At 69.0% G+C, this 6,366-nt stretch carries 8 protein-coding genes; 3 read left to right on the top strand and 5 right to left on the bottom strand.

Translation table 11 applies throughout. From position 1 onward, the window contains the following. The first annotated feature begins 192 nt into the window (after window positions 1-192). Complete coding sequence (locus ACWDO5_RS12485; RefSeq protein ID WP_450530273.1) at window positions 193-729, top strand: DUF7919 family protein; 537 nt, start codon at window positions 193-195, stop codon at window positions 727-729. Between the two features lie 151 nt (window positions 730-880). Here the strand turns inward: ACWDO5_RS12485 and ACWDO5_RS12480 are convergent, their stop codons facing one another. The 4 genes from ACWDO5_RS12480 to ACWDO5_RS12465 form a co-directional block, all read right to left on the bottom strand. Next, window positions 881-1,537, bottom strand: coding sequence for a DUF433 domain-containing protein (locus ACWDO5_RS12480; RefSeq protein ID WP_450530272.1), 657 nt, complete (start codon window positions 1,535-1,537; stop codon window positions 881-883). Window positions 1,538-1,614: 77 nt separating this feature from the next. Next, window positions 1,615-2,607 (bottom strand): hypothetical protein, encoded by a 993-nt coding sequence (locus tag ACWDO5_RS12475; RefSeq protein ID WP_450530271.1) that lies wholly within the window; start codon window positions 2,605-2,607, stop codon window positions 1,615-1,617. Between the two features lie 274 nt (window positions 2,608-2,881). After that, a complete protein-coding gene (locus ACWDO5_RS12470; protein WP_450530291.1) occupies window positions 2,882-3,010 on the bottom strand; it encodes a DUF397 domain-containing protein in 129 nt (42 codons plus the stop codon). Then, window positions 2,973-3,887, bottom strand: a complete 915-nt coding sequence (locus tag ACWDO5_RS12465; protein WP_450530290.1) for a helix-turn-helix domain-containing protein — start codon at window positions 3,885-3,887, stop codon at window positions 2,973-2,975. Before ACWDO5_RS12465 ends, ACWDO5_RS12470 begins: the two co-directional genes overlap by 38 nt. A gap of 178 nt (window positions 3,888-4,065) precedes the next feature. Between ACWDO5_RS12465 and ACWDO5_RS12460 the strand changes: the two genes are divergently transcribed. Further along, window positions 4,066-4,608 (top strand): ATP-binding protein, encoded by a 543-nt coding sequence (locus ACWDO5_RS12460; protein WP_450530270.1) that lies wholly within the window; start codon window positions 4,066-4,068, stop codon window positions 4,606-4,608. 28 nt (window positions 4,609-4,636) lie between these two features. On the opposite strand, the gene ACWDO5_RS12455 is transcribed toward ACWDO5_RS12460, so the two are convergent. After that, entirely contained in the window at window positions 4,637-5,500 is an 864-nt protein-coding gene (locus ACWDO5_RS12455; RefSeq protein WP_450530269.1) for a LysR family transcriptional regulator, read from the bottom strand. Window positions 5,501-5,645: 145 nt separating this feature from the next. Here ACWDO5_RS12455 and ACWDO5_RS12450 point away from each other — a divergent pair, with 145 nt between their 5' ends. Continuing rightward, entirely contained in the window at window positions 5,646-6,335 is a 690-nt protein-coding gene (locus tag ACWDO5_RS12450) for an isochorismatase family protein (protein ID WP_450530268.1), read from the top strand. Window positions 6,336-6,366: the final 31 nt, after the last annotated feature.

Here is a 6,366-nt window from a genome sequence, read left to right as displayed (position 1 = left end):
GCACGGCCCCTCCCCGCCGGGAGGCACCGGGTGCGGCTGGCCCGGTCTCCAGCACCGGGGGCGGGGCTCACTCGCAACTGCCGGGCGGGCGTGGTCCGGGCACACCCAGGGCGCCGCGCTCAGTGTGCCGTGCGGCATTGCCGGCGCTGCGACGGAGGTGATGTGGTGCGACGGTGGTGATGGGATGTCCGCGTGTTCTACGAAGATCTCAGCCGCTACAGCTACGCCGACGATGGCGACATATTCACGGACCGCACCACGCACGGCATGCGCTTTGTCAGCTTCCAGCCCGCTTACGAGCGGATCAACGTCGGCTGGCTGGCTACGGAATACCCCTGGACGGCAGGACCGGCGCCGACGGGCTTCATCGACAAACTGCTGGCCGTCCTGGACGCCCAAGAGGTCAACGGGATGCTGGGCCTTCACGACTGCGACCTCTGCCCGCAGCTGCTGGACGACTCGCGCCAGTGGTTCACCCCACGGCCGGGGCACCGCTGCGCCGCCGCCGGGACCGGTGAGATCCGCGTCCCCAGCACGTCCGGGTCTACCTTCGCCGCCCCGCACCTGATCGGGCACTACGTAGCCGACCACGGCTACCTGCCACCCCAACCGTTCATCGATGCCGTACTCGCCTTCGACCTGCATGGGCACTGCTCCACCAAGTACCCGTGGATCAGATTCCCCTGGATTCCCGACGACGCCGCCTTGTACGACGCCAGGGTCGAGTGATCCCCATGTCCCTTTGCCCTGTCTGACTGAACGGCGGTGCCGTCAGTGCGGCAGCCCGCCGTCATGGCCGTCGACGATGCAATGAACCGCCCAGCCGCGTGCCCTCAACTCCTCCGCGACGCGCCGCCCGAGGTTGCGGTCGAGGAAGAACTCAGGCGGCAAGGCGCACCACTGCGTGGCACAGCGAGTCAACCTGCTCAGGGGTCATGTCGAACTCGTAGGCGATGTCCTCGACGGTCTCGCCGGCTTCCCAGAGGTCGGTGACGGCCTTGACCGGGACACGGTTGGCCGCGATGACGGGCAGACCACGGCCGAACCTCGGGTCGATCACGACCGGTACGGACTCCGGGTACTGCCTCAGCCGCAGACTGGAAGGGAAATCGTCGTCCGCGTCCCAGGTCAGGTAGCGGAGGTACTCGGACACCACCTCGTGGATGGGGGCCTGTCCGTCCCGGGCTCTACGCAGATCTCCGAAACCGTGCTCGACGAAGATGTCCACGCCGTCCGTGGCGATCCGCTTCGATACGAGGCCGTACGGGGTGTCGAAGGCGTCCCGCACCGCGGCCGCCGCTTCCCGAATCTCGCTCATCCGCAGGCCGAGAGAGCGCAGTGAACGCAGGACATGGGCTTCGGCCACGGCGATGAACGGCACCGACGGCTGGCCTTTGCGCACGGGCGCAACTTGGTGTACGAGAGGGGCTCCGGCCGCCCTGCCCTTCAGCCAGGAGGTGAGAGTCGACGACGGAATCTCAAGGTAGGAGGACGTTTCCGTAGGTGTGAGGAGCCCGTCCGTAAACCTGTCGACCATGATCCACCTCCCGTTGCTGCCAGGTCCCGCATCGTCGCACAACCAGGCTCCCACGGGGGGAGCGGCGGCACACCGGCTCAGCATGCCGCTTGCAGGTGGTCGTCGTGGGTGACGGCAGGGCCTGTCGTGGTCACGTCGTCGGGCGGGCAGTCGCCGCAGCGGCCGGGTTCCGCGGCGCGGAAGGCGCGTTCGCAGCCGCCGTCGCAGGTCTGCCAGGGCAGGACGGGAGGGGTCGGGGACGTGGCGGCCTGGGCAGGTGCGGCGACGGGCAGGTCACGGAGACGGAAAGCCAGGATGCGAGCTGGTCGTGCCTGGATGCGGTCCGGGAGTCCGGTGGTGAGCAGGTCGGTGATCTCCTCCTGCCCGACGCCCTGCGCGAGCCACTGGGTGACTGCCGGGGCGAGTTGGGCGACCTCCCGTCGGGACAGGATCAGTCGGCGGTCGCGGATGCGCAGCGAGGCCAGGATGATGACGGCCCGCAGGTCGGGCTCCTGGTGCGGGGGAGGAGGCGCGGCTTCGGGGGCGGATGCCGGCAGGACGGGCGGTGCGCACGCGGCTTCTCGTGCAGGAGGAGGGATCAGAGCTGGCGCGGGCTCGGGCGTGGTCGCCTCCGGGTTCGCTTCCGAGGCGGCTTCCGGCCGAGGTGCCGGCGCGGGTGCCTGTTCCGGCGCGGACCTGCGGGGCCGTGGCGGCGCAGGCGGCGTCGGCGTGGGATCGCCCTGTCCCGGCAGGTCGTAGAAGTACGTCCTCGTACGCAGCACGCCGCCGGGTCCGCGCTCGCACCGCCGCTCCAGATAGCCGTCGGCCTCCAACTCCCTGAGCGCCCGGGAGATGAGGATCTCGCCCTCGGTGAAGTGCGCGCACAGGGCGTCGATTCGCACGGGTGCGCCGTCCGGCAGCGAGAGGATGTACGCCGCGACGCCGACCGTGACCGCGCTTCCGCGCCGCTGCGCAAGGGCGTTGGTGATCACGGTGAAGTCGGCGGTGAGACGGGTGCGAACGTGGATCACGCCGGAGGTCGGTGCTCCGGCGGGGGCGCGCAGGGGCGCGTTAGACTGCGGGTCAGCCATCGGGAAGGCACTACTTCCTGATCGGTGAGGCCCTCGATCGGGATTGCAGTCCCGGCCGGGGGCCGTCATATGTCTGCGGTTGTTGCGGCGAACGTAACCGCCCGCCTCCCACACCCGCAAGCCGGTCACCCGTACGGGTGACGCGGGGGAGGGGAGGGAGGGCAGGTGGTTCTTTACCCCAGGTTCTTTGGGGGAGTTCGTGGCCCTCCGGTCCCCCGCGCACGAGGTTCCGGCGGTTCCGGGAGGCCCCTGCGCGAGCCGGTACCCAGAGGACTCAGCCCCGGTCGGCGGCCTTCAACTCGCCTATGAACGACGCCCAGCAGTGATCCGGGAAGACCAGAGCGGGACGGTTCGGGGCCTTGCTGTCACGGACGGGCACGACGCCGGGGAATCCGTCCGCCACCTCCACGCAGTCGCCCCCCTCCTGATTGCTGTAGCTGCTCTTGCGCCAGACGGCGGCGTTCAGATCGGGACGGGACAGTCGCTGCACGGTAGTTGCCCTCCATCACGGATCGGATCATGTCGAGTGACATGAGCGGGGGCAGCGCTGCCGCCCGCAGCCGATCGTAGGTCACCGTGAAGCGCCTGACCTCGGCTGGATCCTCGACGAGTTGGCCGTAGTGCGCGCCCTCCGTGTAGGCGACCTCGGAGCCATCCGGCTGCGTCAGAACGGTCAGGGAGCCGCCCAACGCGTCGTGCTCGCCCTGGTCGAAGGGGAGCACCTGCACGGTGATGTGAGGCTTGGCAGCCCCATCCAGCAGCCGGGCCAACTGGCCCTGCATGACAGCCTTGCCACCTACTGGCCGCCTTAGCACCGCCTCGTCCAGGACCACCCACAGCTCCGGGCGGTCGGGCGAACCCAGCCGCTCCTGCCGCGCGAGCCGGGCGGCAACGCGCTCCTCCAGCTGCTCCTCGCCGGTGAGTGAGCGGCCGACGCTCAGAACGGCCCGCGCGTAGGCCTCCGTCTGCAAAAGGCCAGGCACGACGTGCGCCGCGTACTGCCCGATGGACACGGCTCGCGCCGAGTGCGCCATGAACGCCCGCGACCAGTCGGGGAACGCCTCTCGGTAGACGTAGGGCCACAGGTCGACCAGTAGGTTGTCCGCCCCAAGGACCGCGTCGAGCGCCCGAGCCAACTCCAGCGTCGGTTTCGCCCCCGACGAGCGCTCGATCTGGGTGATCCGGGTACTCACCACATGCGTCCTGGCGCCCAGTTCGGCCTGGGTCAGCCCGGCGGCCGTACGAAGTCTGCGGACGCGTGAGCCGAAGAGCGCGGCCATCGACTCCTCGGGCTGAATTCCTTTGGCCATGGCCTCACTTCCGTTCCTTACCGCTTGCGACGTAAGGCGTCGTCACCTTCCGAGCGTAGGCGCGCATGACGATCCTTGAGTACGGAACGTCACGACCCGCACACGCTGTGGGTCGTGCGACGGATCGACGGACTGGGATGGACGGCACGTGCTGAAGACCATGGCCACGTCGGGCGACGGCCCGGAGCGCGAGACGGAGTCGGCCGTAAGGGTGCTTGGAGAGGAAGCCCACGCCGGGGCCGAAGACCGCAGGTTCGCCGCGCAGTTCAACTCGTCAGCCCGGGGAGCGCGGCTCGCCCGGCGGCTGGCGGTGCGGCGCCTGGAGGAGTGGGGGCATCCGCCCGCATCGGACATCTCCTGCACCGTCGCCCTGCTGGTGGCGGAGCTCGCCACCAACGCCGTGCGCCACGGGCGGGTCCCCGGGCGCGACTTCCACCTCTGCCTGAGCTTCGATGCGCGGCGGTGTCTGATCCGTATCGAGGTTTCGGACGCCGCCTCGGAGCGGCCCCCGACCAGTGCGTCGATGCCTTCTCCCGACGACGAGTCAGGCCGCGGTCTGCTCCTCGTGGACGTCTTGGCCAGCCGCTGGGGTGCGACGCCCCGTGTCCCCGTAGGCAAGACCGTATGGGCGGAGGTGGCGATGGCTTCGGGGTCTGAGAAGCCGGATCAGACACACACGTTGGATCGGTAGGACAACGCCTTCTTAAGACCACAGGTTCTCAGCGAATCAGGTCCAGCAGGGCCTTGACCGCCGGGCTTCCGTCGCCGTCCTGGCGGTGCACGACCATGACTCTCCACTTCGGCGCGTCGCGTGCGATGGAGCGGGTGAGGAGCTGCGGAAAACGGGCCGCGAACGAGGCCGGCATGATGCTGATGCCCAGGTTCTGTTCCACCAGGTCGACGGCGGCGATCAGATCGTTGACCTCGAACCGGCTGTTGCGCTTGGCCTTCGCGGCGCGATAGGCAAGGTCGACCTCGTGGCGCACGGCCCAGTCTTCGGAGAAGTCTACGAATGCGCGTCCTTCGGTGGCGTCCAGGGTTACGGGGCTGTGGCCGGCGAGCGCGTCGGCAGGGTTGATGACGAGCACCATGGGCTCTTCCCACAACTGCCGCGCCACGAGACAACTCGCCTGGTGTTCGCTGGGCGTCACCACGGCCAAGTCGAGGTTCCCGTCGCGTACACACTCCTGGAGGGCGTCGGGAGATGCCTGGCGGAGTCTGACGGTGACCTGGGGATGCCTTTCTGCCATCTGGGCGAGCGCGCGGTGCAGCCCCGGCGAGACTCCCTGCATCATGCCGACGGTCACGGTCCCGTGCAGCGTCCCCGATGCTTCGGCCACCGCGGTTCTTACCTGCCGGGCCGCTTCCAGCGCCTCGCGTGCTGCCGGCAGGAACGCCTGACCGGCAGCGGTGAGACGGACGTACCGGGTATTCCGCTCGAAGAGCACCGCGCCGAGTTCGCGTTCGAGGGCCCGCACCGTGCTGGACACCGCCGACTGCACGACGTGCAGCTGACGAGCCGCCGCGGTGAAGCCGCCGTGGTCGGCGACGGCGACGGCGAACTCGAGCTGCCTCAGATCCATGACTGACCTCCTCCATTCATCTCTGAGGATGATGACACCGTTCGTAATCGATCGCTCCGGCGGGGGAAGTGGCGGACGGTTTCCGGCGCTCTACCTCCATGCCAGGGCAGCGACTCCGTTGCCCGGCACGAAAAGGGAGAGCCTCATGTCCAAGAACAACGGTCTGATCGACGCCGCTGACAGCGCGCTGCTCATGGTCGACCACCAGAGCGGCCTGCTGCAGGTCGTCAAGGACCTGTCCGTCAACGAACTGCGCACCAACGTCGCGGCCATCAGCAAGGCCGCCTCGCTGGCCGGGGTGCCGGTCATCGCGACCGCCTCCGTACCCGAGGGCCCGAACGGCCCGCTGGTGCCGGAGATCTTCGAGAACGCGCCGCATTCCGTGTATGTGCAGCGGCAGGGCCAGATCAACGCCTGGGACGTCGATGGCTTCCGCAACGCCGTGGCGGCCACCGGTCGGCGGACGCTGGTGATCGGCGGCATCATGACCAGCATCTGCGTGGTGGAGCCGGCGCTGGCTGCGCTCGCTGAGGGATACACCGTGTACGCGGTCATCGACGCGTCGGGGACCTACTCCGATGTCGCCCAGCGCGTGTCCATCGAGCGGCTGTCCCGGGCCGGCGTCATCGTCGTGGATGTCGCGGCCGTGATCTCCGAGTGGCAGCGGACCTGGGCCCGCGAGGACGCTCTCGAGTGGGGCGGACTCTTCGCCGCGGTGATCCCGTCGTACAGGGCTGTCATCGAGTCCGCACTTCGCGCCCAGGCCGAGAGCACGGGCGGCGAAGGCGCCGGTGCGGAGGTCAAGTGGGCTGGCGCGCGCTCACAGCTGGTCTAGAACCTCTTGTCTTACCGCTTCCGGGCCTGGG

The organism is Streptomyces sp. NPDC000880 (assembly GCF_053599675.1).
The sequence above is the reverse complement of the archived record's forward strand: the minus strand, read 5'-3'. Positions and strand labels throughout refer to the sequence as shown.

Excerpts from the sequence above, each read along its gene's own strand:
- ACWDO5_RS12450 (WP_450530268.1), top strand. The coding sequence starts at position 5,646 with ATGTCCAAGAACAACGGTCTGATCGACGCCGCTGACAGCGCGCTGCTC.
- ACWDO5_RS12455 (WP_450530269.1), bottom strand. The coding sequence starts at position 5,500 with ATGGATCTGAGGCAGCTCGAGTTCGCCGTCGCCGTCGCCGACCACGGC.
- ACWDO5_RS12475 (WP_450530271.1), bottom strand. The coding sequence starts at position 2,607 with ATGGCTGACCCGCAGTCTAACGCGCCCCTGCGCGCCCCCGCCGGAGCA.
- ACWDO5_RS12465 (WP_450530290.1), bottom strand. The coding sequence starts at position 3,887 with ATGGCCGCGCTCTTCGGCTCACGCGTCCGCAGACTTCGTACGGCCGCC.
- ACWDO5_RS12480 (WP_450530272.1), bottom strand. The coding sequence starts at position 1,537 with ATGGTCGACAGGTTTACGGACGGGCTCCTCACACCTACGGAAACGTCC.